Origin of the sequence: Helicobacter sp. MIT 05-5293 (assembly GCF_000765665.2) — a bacterium.
Lineage (GTDB): Bacteria > Campylobacterota > Campylobacteria > Campylobacterales > Helicobacteraceae > Helicobacter_C.
On sequence record NZ_JROZ02000001.1, the window covers coordinates 218,783 to 242,505 of the forward strand.

16 protein-coding genes are annotated in these 23,723 nt (G+C 39.5%); 14 read left to right on the forward strand and 2 right to left on the reverse strand.

Annotated elements, in window-relative coordinates; genetic code table 11:
• Positions 1–17: 17 nt before the first annotated feature.
• Together LS68_RS01115 and LS68_RS01120 are read left to right on the forward strand one after the other, a co-directional pair.
• Positions 18–3,047, forward strand: coding sequence for an acyl-CoA dehydratase activase (locus LS68_RS01115; protein WP_052100248.1), 3,030 nt, complete (start codon positions 18–20; stop codon positions 3,045–3,047).
• Between the two features lie 20 nt (positions 3,048–3,067).
• Entirely contained in the window at positions 3,068–4,423 is a 1,356-nt protein-coding gene (locus LS68_RS01120) for a 2-hydroxyacyl-CoA dehydratase (RefSeq protein WP_081950905.1), read from the forward strand.
• A gap of 325 nt (positions 4,424–4,748) precedes the next feature.
• On the opposite strand, the gene LS68_RS01125 is transcribed toward LS68_RS01120, so the two are convergent.
• Together LS68_RS01125 and LS68_RS01130 are read right to left on the reverse strand one after the other, a co-directional pair.
• Positions 4,749–5,345, reverse strand: a complete 597-nt coding sequence (locus LS68_RS01125; protein ID WP_034370606.1) for a peroxiredoxin — start codon at positions 5,343–5,345, stop codon at positions 4,749–4,751.
• A gap of 143 nt (positions 5,346–5,488) precedes the next feature.
• Positions 5,489–6,337 (reverse strand): hypothetical protein, encoded by an 849-nt coding sequence (locus tag LS68_RS01130; RefSeq protein ID WP_158621811.1) that lies wholly within the window; start codon positions 6,335–6,337, stop codon positions 5,489–5,491.
• Positions 6,338–6,539: 202 nt separating this feature from the next.
• On the opposite strand from LS68_RS01130, the gene metK reads away from it, so the two are divergent.
• From metK to LS68_RS01190, 12 genes are all read left to right on the forward strand, one after another.
• Complete coding sequence (gene metK / locus LS68_RS01135; RefSeq protein ID WP_034369227.1) at positions 6,540–7,700, forward strand: methionine adenosyltransferase; 1,161 nt, start codon at positions 6,540–6,542, stop codon at positions 7,698–7,700.
• Positions 7,701–7,785: 85 nt separating this feature from the next.
• The gene (locus tag LS68_RS01140) at positions 7,786–8,319 is read left to right on the forward strand and encodes a L,D-transpeptidase family protein (protein ID WP_034369224.1); all 534 of its coding nucleotides are present in this window, start codon (positions 7,786–7,788) and stop codon (positions 8,317–8,319) included.
• Positions 8,320–8,361: 42 nt separating this feature from the next.
• Complete coding sequence (locus LS68_RS01145; RefSeq protein ID WP_034369221.1) at positions 8,362–9,222, forward strand: hypothetical protein; 861 nt, start codon at positions 8,362–8,364, stop codon at positions 9,220–9,222.
• Between the two features lie 159 nt (positions 9,223–9,381).
• Complete coding sequence (gene glnA / locus LS68_RS01150) at positions 9,382–10,821, forward strand: type I glutamate--ammonia ligase (RefSeq protein WP_034369220.1); 1,440 nt, start codon at positions 9,382–9,384, stop codon at positions 10,819–10,821.
• A 235-nt stretch (positions 10,822–11,056) separates the two neighbouring features.
• Positions 11,057–15,535, forward strand: coding sequence for a glutamate synthase large subunit (gene gltB, locus LS68_RS01155; protein WP_138090759.1), 4,479 nt, complete (start codon positions 11,057–11,059; stop codon positions 15,533–15,535).
• 19 nt (positions 15,536–15,554) lie between these two features.
• Positions 15,555–17,108 (forward strand): glutamate synthase subunit beta, encoded by a 1,554-nt coding sequence (locus tag LS68_RS01160; RefSeq protein ID WP_034369218.1) that lies wholly within the window; start codon positions 15,555–15,557, stop codon positions 17,106–17,108.
• Positions 17,109–17,151: 43 nt separating this feature from the next.
• Positions 17,152–18,669 carry a threonine synthase gene (gene thrC / locus LS68_RS01165; RefSeq protein WP_034369217.1) on the forward strand — a complete coding sequence of 506 codons (1,518 nt, stop codon included), beginning with the start codon at positions 17,152–17,154 and terminating at the stop codon, positions 18,667–18,669.
• A gap of 53 nt (positions 18,670–18,722) precedes the next feature.
• Positions 18,723–19,220 (forward strand): 5-(carboxyamino)imidazole ribonucleotide mutase, encoded by a 498-nt coding sequence (purE, locus tag LS68_RS01170; RefSeq protein WP_034369216.1) that lies wholly within the window; start codon positions 18,723–18,725, stop codon positions 19,218–19,220.
• Positions 19,221–19,229: 9 nt separating this feature from the next.
• Complete coding sequence (locus tag LS68_RS01175) at positions 19,230–19,763, forward strand: DUF3972 domain-containing protein (RefSeq protein ID WP_052100099.1); 534 nt, start codon at positions 19,230–19,232, stop codon at positions 19,761–19,763.
• On the forward strand, positions 19,760–20,710 hold the full coding sequence (locus LS68_RS01180) for an ARMT1-like domain-containing protein (RefSeq protein WP_034369215.1): 951 nt from the start codon (positions 19,760–19,762) through the stop codon (positions 20,708–20,710). Before LS68_RS01175 ends, LS68_RS01180 begins: the two co-directional genes overlap by 4 nt.
• 9 nt (positions 20,711–20,719) lie before the next feature.
• Complete coding sequence (gene glyQ / locus LS68_RS01185) at positions 20,720–21,619, forward strand: glycine--tRNA ligase subunit alpha (RefSeq protein ID WP_034369213.1); 900 nt, start codon at positions 20,720–20,722, stop codon at positions 21,617–21,619.
• Positions 21,620–23,722, forward strand: a complete 2,103-nt coding sequence (locus tag LS68_RS01190; protein WP_241993638.1) for a M99 family carboxypeptidase catalytic domain-containing protein — start codon at positions 21,620–21,622, stop codon at positions 23,720–23,722.
• Position 23,723: the final 1 nt, after the last annotated feature.

Consider the following 23,723-nt stretch of genomic DNA (forward strand, 5'->3'; position numbering starts at 1 on the left):
ATTTTTGAGAGGTTGATATGAGTTTAACTTTAGGGATTGATATAGGAAGCACGACTGCCAAAGTTGCTTTGATGGACGGAGATGAAATCATCTATAAGCGTTATGAAAGACATTATTCAAAGGTGCGTGAGAAAAGCATTGAGATTGTGCAAGGTATCAAAGAAATTATTGGTGATAGGGAATTAAAAGTTGCTATTTCCGGTTCGGCTGGTTTTGGTATTTGTAAGGCTGTAGGGATTGATTTTGTTCAGGAAGTGTTTGCCACAGCAGGTGCTGTAAGGCATCTTGTTCCTGATGCTGATGCAGTGATTGAGCTTGGTGGAGAAGATGCTAAAATCATCTTTTTGACGGGTGGAACAGAAGAGCGAATGAATGGATCTTGTGCAGGTGGGACGGGAGCATTTATCGATCAAATGGTAACACTTCTTGCCATCACTGCTGAAGAATTTGATGCGATTTCACTTAAGCATCAGAAGCTTTATCCTGTCGCATCTCGTTGCGGTGTTTTCGCTAAAACAGATGTGCAGCCCTTATTGAATCAAGGTGTGAATAAAGAAGATATTGCTGCGAGTATTTTTCAAGCAGTCGTGGATCAGACGATTACTGGTTTGGCTCAAGGGCGAAAGATTGAAGGTAAGATTCTCTTTCTGGGCGGACCGCTTTATTATTATAAGGGCTTACAAGAACGTTTTGCAAAAACGCTTAAGCTTAGCCCCGAAAATGCAGTTTTCCCGGATTTTGCGCAATATGCAGTAGCCATAGGGGTATCACTCCAAGCAAGAGAATTAGAGAAGACTTACACTTGCGATTCGCTTATCGCAACACTTGAAGCAAGTAAAAACACAGCTTCAACCAATAAATACCTTGAACCGCTTTTTGCAAGTCAGCAGGATTTTGATGAATTTATTGAGCGTCATGAGAGTGCAAGTGTTGATGAAATTGATATTGATGAGGCTTATAAAAGGAATAATCATAAGAAGATTGATGTTTATATTGGGATTGACTGCGGAAGCACTACGACTAAATTAGTGATGCTTGATAGCAAAAATGCCATTGTTTATCAATACTATAATTCCAACAAAGGGAATCCGGTAGAAATCATCTCCACACAGCTTAAATACATTTACGAGAATTTTGGTGATAAGATTGTTATCAAAGGAAGTGCGGTAACAGGCTATGGTGAAGAATTGATAAAAGCAGGATTTAATCTTGATGCAGGGCTTGTCGAGACGATGGCACACCTTAAGGCTGCTAAATATTTTAATCCTCAAGTGGATTTTATTATTGATATTGGCGGACAAGATATGAAATGCTTTTATATCAAAAATGAAACTATTGATTCTATTATGTTAAATGAAGCTTGTAGCTCGGGCTGTGGAAGTTTTATAGAAACATTTGCAAAGTCTATGGGATATGATATTCAGACTTTTTCTAAGCTTGGATTAGATTCTAAACACCCTGTGGAATTAGGCAGTCGTTGCACTGTGTTTATGAATAGCTCTGTGAAAGAAGCACAAAAAGAAGGTGCAAGTATTGAAGATATAAGTGCTGGGCTTTCAATGAGTGTCGTAAAAAATGCCATTTATAAAGTAATACGAGCAAGAGATGCAGATGATTTGGGCAAGCAAATTGTAGTTCAAGGCGGAACATTTCTCAATAATGCGGTGCTAAGAAGCTTTGAAAAAGAGATTGGCAGAAATGTCGTGCGTCCTAAGATTAGTGGGTTGATGGGTGCGTTTGGCGCGGCATTGTATGCTAAAGATTTGGCATTAGAGCAATCAACCACGCTTTCTGTGGAACAACTCGCTACATTCTCACACACTGCGACAGCAAGCGTGTGTAAAATTTGCGGTAATAACTGCCATTTGACAATCAATCGTTTCGGTGAGGGCAAGAAATTTATCTCGGGCAATCGGTGTGATAAGCCTTTGGGATTCAAGAAATTACTTTTCTTACCTAATCTTTATGATTACAAACTCAATAAGATTAAAGCACTAAGTAGCTATGAGGGGCAAGATAAGTCTCGTCTTACACGAGGAAAGATTGGTATCCCCTTAGGGCTCAATATGTATGAGAATCTGCCCTTTTGGCATACACTTTTGAGTGAATTAGGCTATGAAGTAGTCGTATCAGATATAACGACTCGTAAGACATTTGCTTTGGGACAATATAGCATTCCAAGTGATACGGTTTGTTATCCTGCAAAGCTTCTTCATGGGCATATTGAGAATCTCCTCAATAAAGGCGTTGAAAAAATCTTTTATCCTTGTATGAGTTATAGTTTCGCAGGTGATGAGAAGCATAAAGACAGCAGCACGAATAACTATAATTGCCCTGTAGTGGCTTATTATCCAGAATTACTCAATGCAAATGTAGATAAGCTTAGAAACATCAAATTTTTCTATCCTTATTTTGGATTGCATCAAAAAGAAGACTTTAAGAAAAAAGGCTTTGAATTCTTTAAAAAAGAGCTAGGTGCAGACAAAAAGTCTTTCCTCAACGCTGTGCAAAAAGCTTATGATGTGCGTGATCAGTGGCTAAGTGATGTCAAAGAACAGGGCGAAAAAGCACTCCATTTTGCAAGAGCGAATAAACTTAAAGCGATTGTGCTATGTGGGCGTCCTTATCACATTGATCCAGAAATCAATCATGGAATTGATAAATTGATTAATTCTTTGGGGCTTGTTGTGCTTAGTGAGGATAGTGTAGAGCATATGGCAGAAGCAGGGGAGCTTCAGATTCTTAATCAGTGGAGTTACCATTCTCGGCTTTATAATGCTGCAGAGTTTGTTTCTCATGATGATAATATCGAGCTTGTGCAGCTTGTAAGCTTTGGCTGTGGGATTGATTCTATCACAACTGATGAGGTGAGAGAGATTCTCGAAAGCCATAATAAATTCTACACTCAACTTAAGATTGATGAAATCAGCAATCTTGGCGCGGTAAAAATCAGAATCAGAAGCTTGCTTGGAGCAATGGAAGAAAAACAAGCCAGCAAAAAAGCAAAAAATTTCCTTGCTTCAAGTAAAATTTTAGAAAATGCTTAATATCAAAAAAAGGAATTCAAATGACACAAAAAATTACACCTAATATCAATTCTTGGCAGGCAGGTAATGGAAGCGAGAATCTTATTTTCAAATCCGAAAATAAGCGTGAGATTCAACGCGTCCCTTTTACAGCAGAGATGAAAGAAACGCACACTATTTTAGTGCCAATGATGCTTCCAGTGCATTTCCGACTTTTAGTTAATATTTTGCACTTGCATGGCTATAAAGCAGAGCTTTTGCACAATGATGGCAAAGGTGTTGTTGATGAAGGATTGCGTAATGTGCATAATGATACTTGTTATCCTGCCTTGCTTGTGATTGGACAAATGATTGATGCGTTAAAAAGCGGTCAGTGGGATTTGGACAAAGTCGCATTGCTTATCACGCAAACCGGTGGAGGTTGTCGTGCGAGTAATTATATTTATTTGTTGCGAAAGGCATTAAACAAGGCTGGGTTTGGCAAGATTCCCGTTATTTCGTTGAATTTTAGCGGACTAGAAAGCAATGAAGGCTTTAGCGTTACAAGACCAATGCTCCAAAACTTTATTAATGCTATCTTATATGGCGATTTGATTATGCACATTGCCAATCAATGTAAGCCTTATGAAAAAAATCCGGGTGATACCGATGCGATGGTAAGTAAGTGGGTCGATCGTATCACCACAGAAGGCACAAATGAAGGCTTGAAAAAATACAGCGCATTTAAGAAAGATATGAAACTCATCTTAGATGATTTTGCAAGTATTCCTAGAGAGAGCGCACAAAAGGTGCGGGTGGGGATTGTCGGTGAGATTTATATTAAATTCTCTCCTTTGGGTAATAATAATCTCGAAGATTTTTTGTTGGCTGAAAATTGTGAAGTTGTGATACCCGGCTTTATTGATTTCTGTCTTTATTGTATTAACGATACGATTGTGGGCGGTAAAATGTATGGCGGGAGTTTGATGCAGACATTGATTTATCGTGTGGTTTATTGGTTTTTTGCAAGCAAACAAGTTGATATGATTAAAGCAATTAAGAAGCATGGTGTATTCAGAGCTCCTACTGCCTTTAACCATACGAGAGATCTTGTAGAGGGATATGTTTCTCAAGGTATGAATATGGGCGAAGGGTGGTTATTGACAGCGGAAATGCTTGAATTAATCGGACAAGGTGTTGAAAATATCGTTTGCACCCAGCCTTTTGGCTGTCTGCCTAATCACATTGTAGGACGAGGTATGATGAAAACGATTAAAGAACGCAATCCTCAAAGCAATATTGTATCGATTGATTATGATCCCGGTGCGACTAAGGTCAATCAAGAAAATCGTATCAAACTAATGCTTAGCAATGCTAAAAAGGCACACGCACTCTCTCAAGAGACAGCCGAAGCTTAATAAACGAAAGGAGTTTCTCTTATCTGATTAGGATAAGAGAAACTTTATCTTGCTTTGTGAGTGATGCAAAAGCAAAGCAAGATTCTTTAAAATCAAGAGTTTAAAATCGCTGCTTTTATAGAATCCTCACAGATTTTTCAAATTTCAATTCAAATAGCCATAAATAATAAAAGACAAAAACAATCTTGATTGCGTAAAGGGTGCTAATTAATGTCTCAAGCCACAAGATTCTAGAAATAGTATGTTGTTTCAATGAGGAGAAGAGTAAAATATTAAGTAAGAATCTATCGCCCTCTTTTGGTGATAAAAGGGCGATTAAGATAAATTATAATTTGTCTGCGTTTTGGCTAAGATATTCTGCTACACCTTTAGCGTTAGCTTTCATACCTTTATCACCTTTATTCCAACCAGCTGGGCAAACTTCGCCATGTTCTTCAACAAATAACATCGCATCAACCATACGAATCATTTCATCGACATTTCGTCCTAATGGGAGGTCATTAATGACTGCGTGGCGAATGACTTTGTTTTTGTCAATCAAAAAGCTACCGCGAAGAGCGACTGCACCATTGAAAAGTACATCATAATCACGAGAAATTTGCTTAGTGATGTCTGACACCATTGGGAAGCTCACAGCCCCGATACCACCTTCTTTGACAGGTGTATTTCTCCATGCAAAATGCACTTCTTTAGAATCGATAGATACCCCAATCACATTGATTCCTCTTTCGGCAAAATCTTTTACTCTGTGGTCAAAAGCAATGATTTCACTAGGACAAACGAAAGTAAAGTCTTTAGGCCAAAAGAAAATTACCGCTCCATTTTTACCAATATTTTTATAGAGGTTGAAATTATCCTCAAACATACCATCAGCCTTGATAGCTTCAGCAGTAAAGTCTGGCGCAGGTTTTGTAACTAACATATAAAACTCCTTAATGAAAAAAATTATTGATAACAAATTATTATCATAGATGATATTGTATGACACTCAAGTAACAAAACGCTAAATAAATGTTAAATTATCCTGCGATTACAGAATCCGCATAAAATCTATGCGGATAAATTTTAAAAAGTGTATTGATATACCATATTTAGAAGTGTTGAAGTTTGCCAATGAAATTTGTCATCATATTTGTTTGTTGTAGGCTTTTTGGCATAAAATTCTAACCGATGCTTTGCATTTAGAGTAATGGCTGCACCAAAATTGATAAATCCTGAACCGCCTGTAAGCGTTGTTAAGTTTTCCCAAATTGATGCTGGGGTATAGTTAAATCCAAATGATCCAAAACCTCCCCCAATAAACAAACCAACATAGCTATAAGTATTAGGGATATTAAAATCCATAAGTATGTCAGCGTTAAGGGCTGTAAATATTTGCATGGTTGTAGCCCCATCCTTAAAAGTTCCTGCACCAACAAAACTATCAAGATATATTCTCCCACCAAATACTTTATTATTAGGGAATCTTTGATAACCAATTCTTGCATTTCCTGTTACAAAATTTTCATTAAAACTTGTTGTGCTAGATAAATAGTCTATCTTTACAGATCCGATTCCTATGCCTAACAGCACCCCATTACGATTTTTGCCAAATATATTCTTGACTTCCGCATCGCGCATTTCTTGTGTGATGACACCAGATGAGTTAGGATTCTGAACAGTGGTTTGTGCTGGGTAGGTTTGTTGTGGGGCTGTTTGCTGTCGTGGAGTTTGACCTGATAACTCTTGGTCAGCTTTAGTTTGAAGCTGTTGCAGTCTGCGCTCAAGCTCTTCTACCTCTTTTTGTTCGTTTTGTTTTGCCTCTAGCTCTGCGATTTGTCTCTCCAATTCTGCTTTTTTATCACTTAACGCATCGGCATAAAGGATTTGTCCTAGCATACCAAAGATAATTGCACTTCTATAAAACATTTTCATAACCGCCTCCATTGATTTTAAATCGAAAAGTCGGATATTCTATCCCCCCCCCCCCTTAACTTTTACTTAATTGTCCTTGTTGTAAGCTGCAAATAAAGGCTTATTGGCATAATAAATCAAACAAAAAATTCAAAATACAATACCTATTTAACATTTTTTACTATCATTTCTTTACAGAAAATCCAAAACACAAGGTGAATTTATGAAAAAATCCTTTCTCTTTACTTCAGAATCTGTAACCGAAGGACACCCCGACAAAATGGCTGATCAAATCAGCGATGCTGTGCTTGATTATATCTTGGAGCGTGATAAAAAAGCGCGTGTAGCGTGCGAAACCTTAGTAAGCAATGGCTTTTGTGTGATTGCAGGGGAGCTTAAAACAACCGTGTATGCGCCGATGCAAGAAATCGCACGCAAAGTTGTAAAAGAAATCGGCTACACTGATGCGCTTTATGGCTTTGACTATCGCTCTGCAGCGGTGCTTAATGGTATCGGTGAGCAAAGTCCTGATATTAATCAAGGTGTGGATAGAGAAGACGGAGAGATTGGTGCAGGCGACCAAGGGCTGATGTTTGGCTATGCGTGTCGCGAAACACCTTCTCTTATGCCTCTGCCTATTTGGCTCTCTCATCGACTTACAGAGGGATTGGCGCAAAAGCGAAAAGATGGCACATTGCCCTTTTTGCGTCCAGATGGTAAGTCTCAAGTAACTGTGCGCTATGAAAATGGTGTGCCTGTGAGTATTGATACAATCGTGATTTCTACTCAACACAGCCCAGAGACAAGCCAATCTCACCTCAAAGATGCAGTGATTGAAGAAATCGTGCAAAAAGTCTTGCCCGAAAAGTATTTAAACGATAATATCCGCTATTTTGTCAATCCCACCGGGAAATTTGTCATCGGCGGACCACAAGGTGATGCAGGTTTGACAGGGCGTAAAATTATCGTGGATACTTATGGTGGAAGCTGTCCGCATGGCGGTGGGGCATTTAGCGGTAAAGATCCTAGTAAGGTTGATAGGAGCGCAGCGTATGCAGCACGATATGTCGCTAAGAATCTCGTAGCAAGTGGTGTTTGTGATAAGGCTGTTGTGCAGTTAGCCTATGCTATTGGTGTGGTTGAGCCGGTTTCGATTCTTGTCGATACGCAAGGCACAGGCAAAGTCGATGATGCTGTTTTGACTGAATGCGTGAAAAAAGTCTTCCGACTTACACCAAAGGGTATTATAGAATCTCTTGATTTGCTCCGCCCTATTTACCAAAAAACCGCATCTTACGGGCATTTTGGACGAGAATTAAGCGAATTTAGTTGGGAAAAGACAGATAAGGTCGAAGCCATTAAGGATTTTTGTGGCTTAAAATAAATACAGCTAGCATACCTTAAGAATCTGCGTGTTTGCCGTGTGCTTATATAGATTCTTAAACTGACCATAATGATAGAGTAAAACAATGAAAAAATATCTTGCGATGATATTGCTAAGCTTTTTTTGTGCGTGTGTGGGGATTGTGATTTTTTATGATAAGCCCGCACAGATTCTAGAATCTACACAAGATGCTCGTATCACGCATATCATGGTAGAAAAGGCTAAGCGCACCTTGAGTTTGTATGCAGGTGATGAAGTCATTAAAACTTATACTATTGCCTTAGGGAAAAATCCTATCGGACATAAGCAGTTTGAAGGCGATAGCAAAACACCTGAAGGAGAATATGTGATTGATTCTAAGAATCCCAAATCGCGTTATTTTCTGAATCTCGGCATCAGTTATCCTAATGAAGCTGATAAAGCCTACGCACAAAATCTTCACAAGAGTGCAGGTGGGGATATTAAGATTCACGGGTTGCCTAATGGATTTGGTTTTGCTAAAGGGCTTTTTAAACTCTATGGTGATTGGACTGATGGCTGCATTGCTGTGGATAATGAATCCATGCAAGAGATTTATCAGCTCGTTCCTGTTGGGACAATTATTACAATACTTCCTTAGAATAAGATTTATTTAAAGTGCAAAAAACATAGAGAAAAAGTGATGAAAAATGATATTTTGCGTGCGTTAAGTATCTTTTTGTTGGTTATAGCCTTTTCCTCGCAAGGACAAGATTCGACACTCAATATCCAATCTTTAGCTCCTTATGGAGAAAATGAAGACGCCGCATCGCTTTCGCTCTCTCTCAATACTTCCTATATGAAAAATAATCTCTTTAGTATTTATGCGCAAAATGTGGGTGTGGGCTACAATACGCAACTTTTTCAAGACGATTACAATCTCTTTTTCCATTCAGAAATCGGTGTTTCTACACTTCGCCTTGATGGCAAAGATTCTGAAAATAGCCTAAGTGTAGGGGGATTTGGCAATGTTGATATTGAATTTGGCAAGTCATCACGCGGGTGGCATCTCATCGGTGTGGATTTTGGCTATGCTCTAGGCATACCTCAATCACAACATAGTCAATTTGACGAACACAATATCTTATTAAATATCGATTATGGCTACGCGTTTTTAGGCAAATATTTTTCGTGGATTCCCTACGCGCGTGTTGAAACTTATATCTTTATCCCGCGTGCTTATCGGAAAAATATACCCTTTGATGGTGGTATGAATGCGATATTGGGTTTGAAAGGCATACAAACATTTAAGATGTGGGAATGGGGTTTTAATATCGGTGCTTTTAGTGATTTAAATCTTTCAGGTTCGAGTATTGGAATCTTGGCGGATAATACGATTATTTATGATCGTGAGGGCATCAGTAATGGGGCTTTTGGTGAGTTTAATATGGCATTAATCACTTCGCATCATTTCCAAATGCTGGCAAAAATCAATTGCTCTTATATGCTTTCGTATTATGAGATTAATCTCAAGGGGACTTTGTTGCTTTCTTATCAATTTTGACACAATCTCGCGTAATAATGTGAAAATATCGGATTTGCTTGGATTTCTTGCGTGTTTTGCGTTAGGGTTTTATCATAGATTCTAATAGAATATGGTATAAATCCAAAGTTTAAATTTTTATAATTTAAACTTGACTTAAGTAACAAAAAGGAGGCTAACATGCAAAAGAGAGAAATTGACAAAAAAGCCGTCAGTGATTTTTTTCGATTTTGTGAGGAAAACGAAGTTGAATTTATCGATTTTCGTTTTACAGACATCAAGGGCGTATGGCATCATTTAAGTTTTAGCATAAGCTCTATTGATGAAGGAAGTTTTGAAGGTATTCCTTTCGATGGTAGCTCTATCCCTGCATGGCAGCCTGTGAATAAATCTGATATGATTCTTATTCCTGATCCAGTAAGATATTTTATTGATCCTTTTACAGCCGATACGACAGCAGTCGTCTTTTGTGATGTATGGGATATTTATAAAGATGAACCTTATGAAAAATGTCCAAGAAGTATTGTTAAACGCGCTATGAAGCATCTTAAAGAAAGTGGGATTGGCGATGTAGCGTATTATGGTCCCGAAAATGAATTTTTTGTATTTGATAGTATCAAGATTAAAGATTCAGTAAATTGTCAATATTATGAAGTAGATACAGAAGAAGGCGAGTGGAATCGCACACGAGAGTTTGAAGGTGGTGTGAATATGGGGCATCGACCCGGCACAAAAGGCGGGTATTTTCCTGTAGCACCTGTAGATTCTATGGTAGATTTACGCGCTGAAATGGTAAAAGTGCTTAATCAAGTGGGGCTAGAAACTTTCGTCCTTCATCACGAAGTCGCTCAAGGACAAGGTGAGATTGGTGTAAAGTTTGGTGATATGCTTGAAGCGGCTGATAATGTCCAAAAACTTAAATATGTCGTTAAGATGGTCGCACATCTTAATGGTAAAACAGCGACTTTTATGCCTAAACCTCTTTATGGCGATAATGGAAGCGGTATGCATGTGCATATCAGTATATGGAAAGAGGGTAAGAATCTCTTTGCAGGTGATGCCTATGAGGGAATGAGTCAAACTGCCTTGCATTTTTTGGGTGGCGTATTGAAACATGCTCGCCCTTTGGCGGCTTTTACAAATCCTAGCACTAATTCTTATAAGCGTCTTATTCCGGGATTTGAAGCTCCTAGTATTTTGACTTATTCTGCACAGAATCGTTCTGCAAGTATCAGAATCCCTTACAATAGTGGTGAAAAAGCAAAAAGAATGGAATTCCGATTCCCCGATAGCTCGAGCAATCCTTATTTGGCTTTTTCTAGTTTGCTTATGGCAGGGCTTGATGGCATACGCAATAAGATTGATCCGGGCAAACCTATGGAAATTAATCTGTTTGAACTCACACTTGATGAAATTCGCGAAAAAGGCATCAAACAGCTTCCGCATACTTTGCGACATGCGATTGAAGAAATGCTTGCCGATAAAGATTATCTCAAGGTCGGTGATGTCTTTACTGAAGAGTTTATCCAAACTTATAAGGCTTATAAATTTGAAACTGAAATTTGGCCATGGGAAGCGCGCCCACACCCATTTGAATTTATCACAACTTATAGCTGCTAAGAATTCTCCCCATTGAGGGAGAATCTAGCATTTTTTTGGTTGTGCGATTTCTCTATAATTGTTCTAAGATTCTGAAATCATTTTTCTGCGCTTAATCTCAAAGACATTCTTATCGCCTTGATTTATGCCTATTTCGTGCGCTTTGAACTGATTAAGTTATAAAAACTTCCTAAAAAGATAAGGCAAAATAAGGCAATTACGCTATTTTTGGGACAACTTGTAAGGAGATTAAATTATGAAAGCTGTGGGTTTATATGATCCATCATTTGAACACGATGCGTGCGGTATTGGTGCAGTAGCAAATATTCGCGGAATCCGTTCTTATAAAGTTATTAATGATGCACTGAAAATTTTAATGTCTTTGGAGCATCGTGGTGGAGCTGGAGCAGAAGAAAATAGCGGCGATGGTGCAGGAATCTTAATCCAAATGCCCTATGAATTTTTTAGCACGCAGGATTTAGGCTTTGATTTACCTAAAGCTGGAGATTATGCCGTTGCACAAATCTTTTTCTCTCCGAATCTTGAAGCTAAAGAAGCAGGAAAAAGCATCTTTTTAGAGGTGCTTAAAGAGCAAGGGATTGAGTTTTTAGGATTCCGTGTTGTGCCGATTAATCCGAGTGATTTAGGCAAAACTGCACTTGCGGCGATGCCTTATTTTTTACAAGCTTTTGTCAAACGCCCAAATGATGTCCCTCGCGGCATTGATTTTGAACGCAAACTCTATGTGGCAAGGCGCATCATCGAAAAGCGTGCGATAAATGTGCCAAAATTTTATATTTGTAGTTTTTCTTCACGCACGATTGTTTATAAGGGAATGCTCCTTTCAACGCAATTGAGTGATTTTTATTTAGATTTTAAAGATGTGAATATGAAATCAGCCATTGCGCTTGTGCATTCTCGATTCTCAACTAATACTTTTCCAAGCTGGGAACGCGCTCACCCTAATCGTTATATGGTGCATAATGGTGAAATCAACACTATTAAAGGCAATGTGGATTCTATTACCGCAAGAGAGGGGCTTTGTGAAAGTGAATACTTTGAGGATTTGAATCAAGTATTTCCGATTATTGCTAAGCCTAGCAGCGATTCAGCAATGTTTGATAATACTTTAGAGTTTTTAAGCCTCAATGGGCGGAGTCTCGAAGAGGCTTTTATGATGATGATCCCCGAGCCATGGAGCAAAAACCATAATATGGACGCTAAAAAGCGTGCATTTTACGAGTATCATTCAATGCTAATGGAGCCATGGGACGGACCTGCGTCTATTATTTTTACCGATGGAATCATCATGGGTGCGAGCCTTGACCGCAATGGATTCCGTCCTTCGCGCTATTATTTGACAAAAGATGATTTTTTGATTCTTGCAAGTGAGACAGGTGCGCTTCATATCGATGAGAATAATATCGCTGCAAAGAAACGCTTAGAACCCGGCAAGATGCTCCTTGTCGATACTGCAAGGGGGCGTTTGGTTTCAGATACCGAGCTTAAAGAGCAATACGCTAATGCAAAGCCTTATGGTAAATGGTTGGAGAATCTTATCAGGATTGAGAATCTTGAGCTTAAGGGCTACAAAGAGACTTATTTGGACAAACAACAAACTTTATTGCTTCAAAAAGCTTTTGGTTGGAGTTATGATGAGCTTAAAGAGAGTATTTTGCCTATGGCACAAGCAGGTAAAGAATCTTTAGCCGCAATGGGTATTGATACGCCTTTGGCTGTTTTGGACGATAACCCACAGAATCTTTTTAGTTATTTTAAACAACTCTTTGCACAAGTAACCAACCCGCCGCTTGATGCGATAAGAGAAGAAATCGTAACTTCTCAACGCATTTATTTAGGGCGAGAGGGGAATTTGCTCAAGCCTAGTGAAAAAAATTGTAAGCGTCTCAAGCTCCCTTATCCCGTGATTAGTAATGAGGATTTACATAAAATCAAACACTTGAAAGGCTTTAAGGTCGCAGAGATAAGCATTTTATTTGACTATCGTAAGCAAAGTTTAGAAGAAGCCCTTGATGCGTTGTTTCACAAGACTTTAGAGGAAATTGAAAAGGGCGCGTGGATTGTGATTCTTAGTGATCGAGGTGTGAGTGAGAATCTTTGCGCTATTCCTTCATTGCTTGCTGTATCGGGTCTGCATAGTTTTTTGGTGCGTTGTAATCGTAGGACGCATGCAAGCCTTGTGATTGAGACTGCAGAACCTAGAGAGATTCACCATTTAGCGTGTTTGTTGGGATATGGAGCAACTGCGATTAATCCTTATTTGGTATTTGAAAGTATTCATCAGCTTATTTTGCAAGGTGAGCTTCGTATAAACGATAAAGAAGCAGTCAAAAATTATATTCATGCTGCTTCTAAGGGGATTGTAAAAATCGCATCAAAAATGGGAATCTCGACAATGCAAAGCTATAATGGCGCACAAATATTTGAATGTGTGGGAATCAGTAGCGATGTGATTGATAAATATTTCACCTCTACACCAAGTAAAATCGAAGGTATTGGATTGGAACAAATTGCCAAAGATTTGCTTAGTGTGCATAAAAGTGCATTTAGCTCACACACCAATGCACTAGATTCTAAGGGTAATCATCTTTACAGAAGTGGTAAGAGAGAACATTTGCTTGATCCTCTTGTGATTTTTAAGCTTCAAGAATCTTGTAGGAGAGGAGATTATGAGCTTTTCAAAGAATATTCGCATTTGGTAGATTCTAAGATTGTGAATTTGCGTGATTGCTTGGAGTTTGATTTTAGTGAGGCGATTGGAATTGAGGAAGTAGAGAGTGTAGAAAGCATCGTCAAGCGTTTTAAAAGTGGCGCGATGAGTTATGGTTCGATTTCTAAAGAAGCGCATGAAACACTTGCGATTGCGATGAATCGTCTTGGTGCAAAAAGCAATAGTGGCGAAGGTGGAGAGAATGCGAGCCGTTACACGCCTCTAGCAAATGGTGATGATAAATCAAGTGCGATTAAACAGGTAGCGAGTGGGCGTTTTGGTGTGAATATTGAATATCTTGTGAATGCAAAGGAGATTCAGATTAAAGTCGCTCAAGGGGCAAAACCCGGTGAAGGAGGGCAATTACCCGGCTTTAAGGTGTATCCATGGATTGCAAAAGCGCGAAACTCTACACCCGGTGTGGCACTCATTTCGCCTCCACCTCATCATGATATTTACTCGATTGAAGATTTGGCGCAGCTGATTTATGATCTTAAAAATGCAAATCCTCATGTCAATATCTCTGTCAAGCTTGTTTCAGAATCTGGCATTGGCACAGTAGCTGCAGGGGTCGCAAAGGCTGGAGCAAATATTATCCTTGTTTCGGGTTATGATGGTGGCACAGGAGCTAGTCCAAAAACCTCAATCGCTAATGCGGGGATTCCATGGGAGTTAGGATTAGCAGAAACACATCAAACATTGATTCTCAATCAATTGCGTGATAGGGTGCGCTTGGAAACTGACGGCAAGCTTTTGACGGGTCGTGATTTGGCGATTGCTACGCTTTTGGGTGCAGAAGAATTTGGCTTTGCGACTGCGCCTTTAATCGTGCTAGGTTGCACAATGATGCGTGTGTGCCATATGAATACTTGTCCTTTTGGTATTGCGACACAAGATAAGGAATTACGCGAGCGATTCAAGGGTAAGCCCGAAGATGTGATGAATTTTATGCGTTTTATTGCTCAAGAATTGCGTGAATATATGGCAAAGCTTGGATTTAAGACGCTCGAATCGATGGTAGGGCGTGTGGATAAACTGCGCCAAAAACAACTTAGCGGTAAGAAAGGAATGATCAATCTTGACAGAATGATTAAAAATCTTAGCACTTACAATAAAACAGCGGTGCATTTTCAAGGATTTAAAGATAATAAGCTTGAAAAAACGATTGATTATAGAATCTTGCTTCCGCTTTGCCAAAAAGCAATCAAGGAGCGTAAAAAAATCAAGCTAAGCCTAGAAGTATCAAATCTTTCCCGCACTTTTGCTACGATGCTTTCTAGTGAAGTTACAAGGCTTTATGGTTTGAAGGGCTTGGCTGAAGATTCTATTCAGATTCAGGCTATTGGTAATGCAGGCAATAGTTTTGGAGCATTTTTAAATCATGGAATCCGCTTAGAGATCATTGGCGATGCGAATGATTATTTGGGCAAAGGGCTAAGCGGAGGAAAAATCATTGCTAAAACCTCAAGTGCTTTCACTTTGAGTGCGGAAGAAAATATTATCGTAGGTAATGCGTGTTTGTATGGAGCGACAAAAGGTGAAGTGTATCTTGATGGTATTGCAGGAGAGCGGTTCTGTGTGCGCAATTCCGGTGTGAGTGCTGTCGTGCTAGGAATGGGTGTGCATGGTTGTGAGTATATGACAGGCGGAAAGGTGTTGTGTTTGGGCGATGTGGGAGAAAATTTTGCAGCAGGAATGAGTGGTGGATATGCTTATATCTTAGGGCAACATAATATCCCACGCGTGAATAAAGAGCTTGTCGATGTGCGCGAAATCAATCGAGATGATGAACGAGAGATTAGAGCATTACTTGAAGCGCATATCTGCTATACAGATTCTAAAAAAGCAAAAGAGGTGCTTGAGCGATTTTCCAAGAACGATTTTTTCAAAGTGATGCCGCGAGATTATGAAAAGGCGATTAAGGCTTTACAATCGTGTAAAAACGAGAGTGATCCAGAGCTTGCGGCATTTTTAAAGATTAGTCAAGGGATAATAAAAGATTGATAAAGACAAAGGAGCGACAATGGGAAAACCAAGAGGATTTTTAGAAGATGCAAGAACAGAAGCAAAGGCATTAGCCCCTAAAGAGCGTGTAAAAAATTATCAAGAGTTTTATGTGCCTCTTAGCAAGAAAGACCAGCAGATTCAGGCGGGACGCTGTATGAATTGTGGTGTAGCATTTTGCCATACAGGCATCATTGCTCCCTCACAAAAAATAACACAACCCTATGGTGTTATTGGCTGCACGCAAACTTCTAATCAACGCATTGTCGGTGGTGAAGTAGGCTGTCCGTTGCATAATCTTATCCCAGAATGGAATGATTTGATTTACAAAGGGCATTGGGAGCAAGCCTATGATCGCTTGAATCTGACAAATCCCTTTCCAGAATTTACCGGGAGAGTTTGTCCTGCTCCTTGCGAAGATTCTTGTGTGTGTGCAATCAATGGAGAGAGTGTAACAATCAAAGCAAATGAGCTTGCAATCATTGAAAATGCTTATAAAAATAAGCTTGTAACACCCTATAAGCCGATGAATCGGAGCAATAAAAAGATTGCAATCATTGGTTCAGGTCCTGCAGGATTAGCGTGTGCGTGGGAGTTAAATCAATACGGGTATCAAGTCGTAGTATTTGAGCGAAGTGATAGAATCGGTGGGCTTTTGATGTATGGCATACCCGATATGAAATTAGATAAAAGTGTGATAGAGCGTAGAGTAAAGATGATGTGTGAGAGTGGGATTGTATTTAAGACTAATCACCCTATTGATTCACAGAAAAAAGTAGATTCTCTTTTATCAGAATATGACGCGCTTGTTTTGGCTACCGGAGCGAGTAAGCCTATTGATTTGTGTTTAGAAGGTCGGAATTTAGAGGGTATTATGTTTGCGGTGGATTATTTGACACACAGCACAAAATCTTTGCTTGATTCAAAACAAGGCGATTATCTCGCAAAGGGCAAAGATGTGCTTATCATAGGAAGTGGTGATACAAGTGTGGATTGTGTGGCGGTGGCGACTAGACAGGGTGCAAAGTCTATCACGCGTTTTGAGCGAAGTCCAAAGCGTCCGTTATCTCGCCCCAAATCCAATCCTTGGCCTCTAAAAAAACAAACTTTCAGCACAGATTATGGGCTTAAAGAGGCGATAGAAGTGTATGGTAAAGATCCTAGAGAGTATCAGAAACTCACGCAAAAGTTTGTCGGTAAAAATGGCAAAGTAAGCGGTGTGATTGCAAGTGATTTATGTTGGAGTGAAGATTCGCAAGGCAGACGCATTAGCCAAGCAGTTAAAGATTCACAAAAAGAATACAAAGCGGATTTGGTTTTGCTTGCAATGGGGTTTGGTGGGAGTGAAGAGCAGATTCAAACACATTTCAATGTCGCATTTGATGCAAAAAATAATATTTGCACCCATAACTACGAAACGACACATCATAGAATCTATGCTTGTGGTGATGCAAAAATGGGTCAAAGTCTTGTGGTTTGGGCGATTCAAGATGGAATCAAATGCGCTCAAGCAATCCAACAAATGCTTGGAAAAAGTGATGAAAATCAAAAAAATAACAATAAATGCGTATAATAAATGCTTTGAGAATCATAAATAATTTTGTTGGAGTGTGAAAATGAGTAAAGATTCTGGGCGACAAAACTTGTTGGTTTCGACAAGAAGCGAAGATGCGGTAGGTGTAAGCTTTGAAGAGGCGATTTTGCAGCCTGTGGCAAAAGAAGGAGGGCTTTATACTTTTCAGTCTTTGCCTACTTTGAACAAGGACGATATTGCAAGGTTTGAACGATTAAGTTATAGTGAGCTTTGCGAGGATATTTTTGCAAGATTGGGGTTGGGATTAGATACTCATATCCTTAAAGAAGCCTTGCAAAGTTATGAAAGTTTTGATGATATTACTAATCCTGCACCTGTTAAAAAGATAGATTCTGACCTTTTTATCTTAGAGCTTTTTCACGGACCCACGAGGGCTTTTAAAGATATGGCTTTGCAGCCTTTTGGGAAGCTTTTGTCAAGTTTTGCCAAACAAAAACATCAAGATTATTTAATCCTCACTGCGACAAGTGGAGACACAGGACCTGCAGCATTAGAAAGTTTTGCTCACAAAGAAAATATCCGTGTAGTGTGTTTGTATCCTCAAGGTGGGACGAGTGATGTCCAACGTTTGCAAATGACGACACAAAATGCACATAATCTCAAAGTATTGGGAATCGAGGGAGATTTTGATGATGCACAAAGTGCTTTAAAATCGCTTTTGGCTGATAGTGCGTTTAATGATGCTTTAGCGCAACGAAAAATTGCATTATCCGCTGCGAATTCTGTCAATATCGGACGCATTGTTTTTCAGATTATCTATCATATTTGGGCGTATGTGAGTTTGATAAAAACGCATTCTTTAAGCTATGGTGAAAAGCTTTCTATTATTGTCCCTAGTGGAAATTTTGGCAATATCTTAGGGGCATTTTATGCAAAGAAAATGGGATTGCCTATTGGGCGTTTGGTCGTAGCGTCTAATCCTAATCATATCCTCACAGATTTTATTACAAGCGGTGTTTATGACATTACGCAACGTTCGCTTATCAAGTCTTTTTCACCTGCTATGGATATTCTCAAAAGTTCCAATGTGGAGCGGGTATTGTTTGACCTTTATGGGGCAAAGCGCACGAAGGAATTGATGCAAAGTCTTGAAAAAACACGCCGATATGCGCTAACATCATCGGAATTGGCTTTATTGCAAGAACATTTTGATGCGTTTTTTTGTGATGATGAGAAATGTCTTCAAAGCATTGCAGCTGCTTTTGAGAAAGGGCATTTGATTGATCCTCATACAGCGGTAGGGTATTATGTCGCACAAGTTTTGGGACGCGAGAAATTGGGTAAATGTGTGATTGCCTCAACCGCAGAATGGAGTAAATTTGCCCCGATTGTGGAAAGTGCGATTTCATCAAGAGACACTCATCAAGCTCTTGTTGATAAAGAGGCGATTAAGGCGATTAGTCAATATCAGATTCAGGGTCAAAATGTGTGCATTACGCAATCCATAGAGAATCTTTTCAGTAAAACTGAAGTGCATCGTGAGATTCTCAAAACCTCGCAACTAAAAGAAAATATTTTGCATTGGCTTGATGAGGCATAAAAGGTATTAAAAATGCTTAGCGTTTTTGTAAAGTATGATTTAAGGAGCATATAATGGATTTTGTAAGTGTGATTATGGGGAGTAAAAGCGATTGGGCGGTGATGAGCGAATGCGTAGAAGTGCTTAAAAAATTTGATGTTGCTTATGAGGTGATCATTTCATCAGCGCATCGTTCGCCCGATAGGACAAAATCTTATATTAAAGATGCTCAAGCGCGTGGAGCGCAAGTATTCATTGGAGCAGCAGGTATGGCAGCTCACCTTGCTGGGGCGATTGCTTCTCAAACTTGCAAACCCGTCATTGGTGTGCCATTAAGCGGAGGCGCGCTTGATGGCTTAGATGCGCTGCTTTCGACAGTGCAAATGCCCAGCTCAATGCCTGTAGCAACGGTGAGTATCGGTAAAGCAGGCGCGATTAATGCCGCTTATTTGGCAATGCAGATTCTTAGTCTGAAAAATGATGAGCTTGCGGGCAAACTCGTTGAAGATCGTGTGATGAAAGCCAAAAAAGTTGAGCTAGATTCGGCAGATATTGAAGTGAAAATTTCATAGGGGGATTATATGGAAAATGCACCTAGCACGAATGTCTCAAATGAAAATACCTCGAACATAAATTCTGAAACGACTTGGCTAATTTTAGAAGAATTTGTCAAGCTTTCCGGGCTAGATGAGACGAAGATTTTGGATTTGATTAATGAAGGCAGTATTAAAAGCAAAAAAGAAGATAATAAAATTTTTATTGATGCGACAAGTGGCACTTCGGCGTTAGTCAAAAGGGTTGAATCTGGGCTTGTTTCAGCAGATATGAGCGGTAAAGAGCTTGATCCGGTATTTGTAGAAAAAACTATCTCAACGATTCTAGGATTACACGATAAAGTTGTCGCGGCAAAAGATGAAACCATTAGTGCATTTAAAAATGAAAATACATTTTTGAAAGACGCACTCATTTCGATGCAAGAAGTTTATGATGATGATAAAAAGACAATGGAAACCCTACGCGCGGAATTGGAGCGTTCAAGAGAAGAGATTGAATTTATGAAGCGTAAATATCGTTTGATGTGGGGAAAAGTATCTAATATGACAGAGCCTAAATGATCGCCCAACATACATGCTTTGATTGTCTGCAACGACAGATTCAACATTTTTCTTCTTCTTTAAAAGATCAGAATCTTGATGTGTGTTTGGCAACTCAAAAGATTCTCGCACCTTTACGCATCGCCCCTCCTGTAGATTCTGCACCACCACAAATCGCTATTGATGTGTATGAAAATCTCTCGACAATGCTGGGCGTAAGTGATCCTTTTTTGCGCATCAAACAAGAAAGTATGTGCAAAGCAAAATATGCTCTTAAGGCTATCTTAGGTATTTTCCCTCCTCCTTTGCCTAATATATTGGATTTTCTAGAATCTGATTTAAGCTCCCTGCCTGTGTCGGATTTGCCCTCGTCAGATTCGCACAAAGAAAAGCTTTTAGCGTGGGCGATCAAGGTTGCGGTAATAGGCAATGTGATTGACTATGGCTCTCAAAGCACTTTTTCTTTTGAAGAGGCAGATTTTGATCCTTTGGGATTAGAATTTGCATTTTTTGACATAAATGGATTTATAAATAAGATACAAAATGCTAGAATTATGCTTTATCTCGCAGACAATGCAGGTGAAAATTATTTTGACGAAGTGTTGCTTGCGACATTAAAAATATTATATCCGACACTTGCAATTTACTATGCTGTGCGAGGAAAGCCGATTATTAATGATTTGACAATGGCGGATATGAGTGGAGATGCGCGTTCAATCGAACGATTTTGCACTTTGCTTGATTCTGGTGTGCGAAGCCCGGGTTTTGTGTATCGTGATGCAAATGCCCAAACACAAAAGATTTTTGATACTTCTAGTGTGATTCTTGCTAAGGGAATGGGAAATTTTGAGTGTTTAGAATCTTATAAAGACGAACGATTATTTTTGCTTTTTAAAATTAAATGTGATGTTGTGGCAAATTTTTTAGGAATCCCACGCAACAAAATGGTATTTAAACACAATATCTAAAGGAGTGTAATGTTAAGTTTTTCAGATATTTTGCTCACCTTGCAAGAATTTTGGAAAAAACAAGGCTGTTTGATTGTCCAACCTTATGATATTCCTGCGGGTGCGGGGACATTTCACCCTGCGACTTTGCTAAGGAGTTTGGATTCTAAGCCATGGAGTGTCGCCTATGTCGCTCCTTCTCGCCGACCTACTGATGGGCGATATGGTGAGAATCCTAATCGTTTGGGGAGTTATTACCAATTTCAAGTGCTTATCAAACCTAGTCCTGATCGCATACAAGAGCTTTATTTAAAAAGCTTAGAAGCATTGGGATTGGATCTCAAAGCTCATGATGTGCGATTTGTAGAAGATAATTGGGAATCCCCAACGCTTGGTGCTTGGGGACTTGGCTGGGAAGTATGGCTTGATGGTATGGAAGTTACGCAATTTACCTATTTTCAGCAAGTAGGAGGGATTCCCTGCCACCCTGTGGCTGTGGAGATTACCTATGGGGTAGAGCGTTTAGCGATGTATATACAAGGTGTGGAGAATATTTTTGATATTTTATGGAGTGAAAAAACTTCACAACGTGAGGCGATGTATTATGCCGATGTGCATTTACAAGGCGAGTATGAGTTTTCAAAGTATCATTTTGAGGTTGCTACGACAACGATGCTTTTTGAGCTTTTAGGACAATACACACTTGAAGCAAAGAAATGTTTGCAGGAGAGAATCCCGCTTGTGGCTTATGATTACACAATGCTTACAAGTCATTTTTTTAATATCCTTGATGCGCGAGGAGCGATTTCGGTATCACAGAGACAAAATTATATCTTACAGATTCGAGAGTTGGCAAAGGCTTGTGCTGTTTTATATAAAGAAATGGAAGAAGAACGCGAACAAAGACGCAAAAAGATCAAAGGTAAATAAGTGATAGCTAAATGGCTTATAGGGCTTCTAGTATTCTTAAGTGTGGTGAATGCAGAGAATCTTGTGCGTGATTTTGAGTTATACAAGCTCAACGAGGGAGACAAAAGAGCACCGACTTTATTGCTTATGGGTGGCATACATGGCGATGAACCCGGTGCGTATTATTCAAGCGATTTGTTTTTACGGCATTATAAAATTACAAAGGGCAGTGTGTGGGTTGTGCCTGTGGTGAATCCTCACGGAATGTTTGCAAATATGCGAGGTGTGTATGGTGATATGAATCGCAAATTTGCCGCTTTATCTTCCAATGATCCTGATTATGCGACTATTATGCGTATTAAAGAGCTCCTTGCCCAACCAGAAATTGATATTTCTCTGCATCTTCACGATGGGAGTGGTTATTGGCGTTCGCATTATGTCAATGCGCTACTGAATCCACATCGTTGGGGGAATTGCTCGGTTGTTGATCAGCCTGTGCTTGAGGGGGTAAAATATGGCGAATTAGAGGGTTTTGTAACGCAAATGGTTGCAGATATTAATCAGCATATCCTTGCACCCATACATGCTTACCATGTGCATAACACCGACACAAAAGCCAAAAGTGATCAAGAGCAGCTTAAGGCTTTGACTTTTTATTCGCTTTCGATTAGAAAGCCTGCACTCACAAATGAGGCAAGTAAAGAGCTTGATTTGCATACGAGAGTGTATTATCATCTCTTAGCCATTGAATCGTTGATGGGACAGCTTGGTATTGGCTTTGAGCGTGATTTTGAACTCACTCCTAAAAATGTCTCTCAAATCCTTTCGCCCTCCATTTTGCAGATGAAGATTGAGGAGAGAATCTCCTTACCACTTGTTGATTTGCGTCCTCAATTGACACATTTCCCTTTGCCCAAAAATGTTTCATTGAAGAATCTTACTATTCAATCCCAAAGTCGCATACTTGGTCTTGTCAATCAAAGCAAAGGTGCTGTGGAGCTAAAATACGGCTACAAGACTTTAAGCACCCTTTATCCAGATTGGATTGAGTTTGATAATGACTTAGAATCTGTGAAAGTTATTATTGATGGTGTGCGTAAAGTCGTGCCTGTGGGATCAATCATCGAGGTGAAAGAGAGTATTGAATTTGAACCAATTGCAGATCATCGTGTGAATGTGATTGGTTATGTTAAGCCTAATGATACATCTGAACGCCCCAATGAGACGGGAGTTACAATCTATAAGAAAGATTTTATCCCAAGATTCTCTTTAGATAAAAATGGGCAGATTTATCGCGCGGAAATTTATAAAGATAAGGCTTTTAGCGCGATGCTTACAATTTCTTTTGCGCCTATTCCTGTTTATTCATCGACATTTATCAATGTCGCTTATCAGCCTGCACCTCATTCGCCTCTTGCGAAGAAACTAGCTTTAGCTGTTAATGAGAATGATAAGATTCACGCATTGCCCAAATCTCAAACGCCTCCATCGCCCTTAAGAGAATCTAATCACAAAGCATCTCAAGAAACTAAAAAGCCGAATGTTTCAAAAGCACAAACACGAGATTCTGTGGTTGCGTATGTAAAGTCTCAAAAAGGTGTGAATGTGCGTTTGTCTCCTAGCACACAAAGCGCGATTGTAGGCAAGCTTGCAATGGGTGCAAAAGTAGAGATTGTAAGCAATGAGGGAAAATGGAGTAAGATAAAAGCACCGCAAGGTTATGTCATCTCTCAAGCGTTGATTGAGACGCCGCCTAAGGCGACAAACGCATCACCTCTTTTGCACTCGCCATTAGATTCTGATGCTAAAAGCGTAACTTTAGAATCTCCAAGTGTCGGCAAAGATACGCCTGTATCTAATCTATCAAAACCCGCTAACGATTCTGTGAAAGATTCTCAAAAGAGGGATTATAAGGTCAATGCACGAGTGATTGTGAATGTGGCAAATGTGCGTTTAGCACCTTCGCAAGAATCTGCAAGTATCGCAAAAGCACCTTTAGGGCGAGAAATGGAGATTCTTAGTATTGAGGGTGAATGGGCGCATATTTATTATGTGTTTCAAGGTAGTAATGGAGAACGCGTGATTGATGGCTATATTGCCAAAAGATTATTAAAGGGTTTTTAAA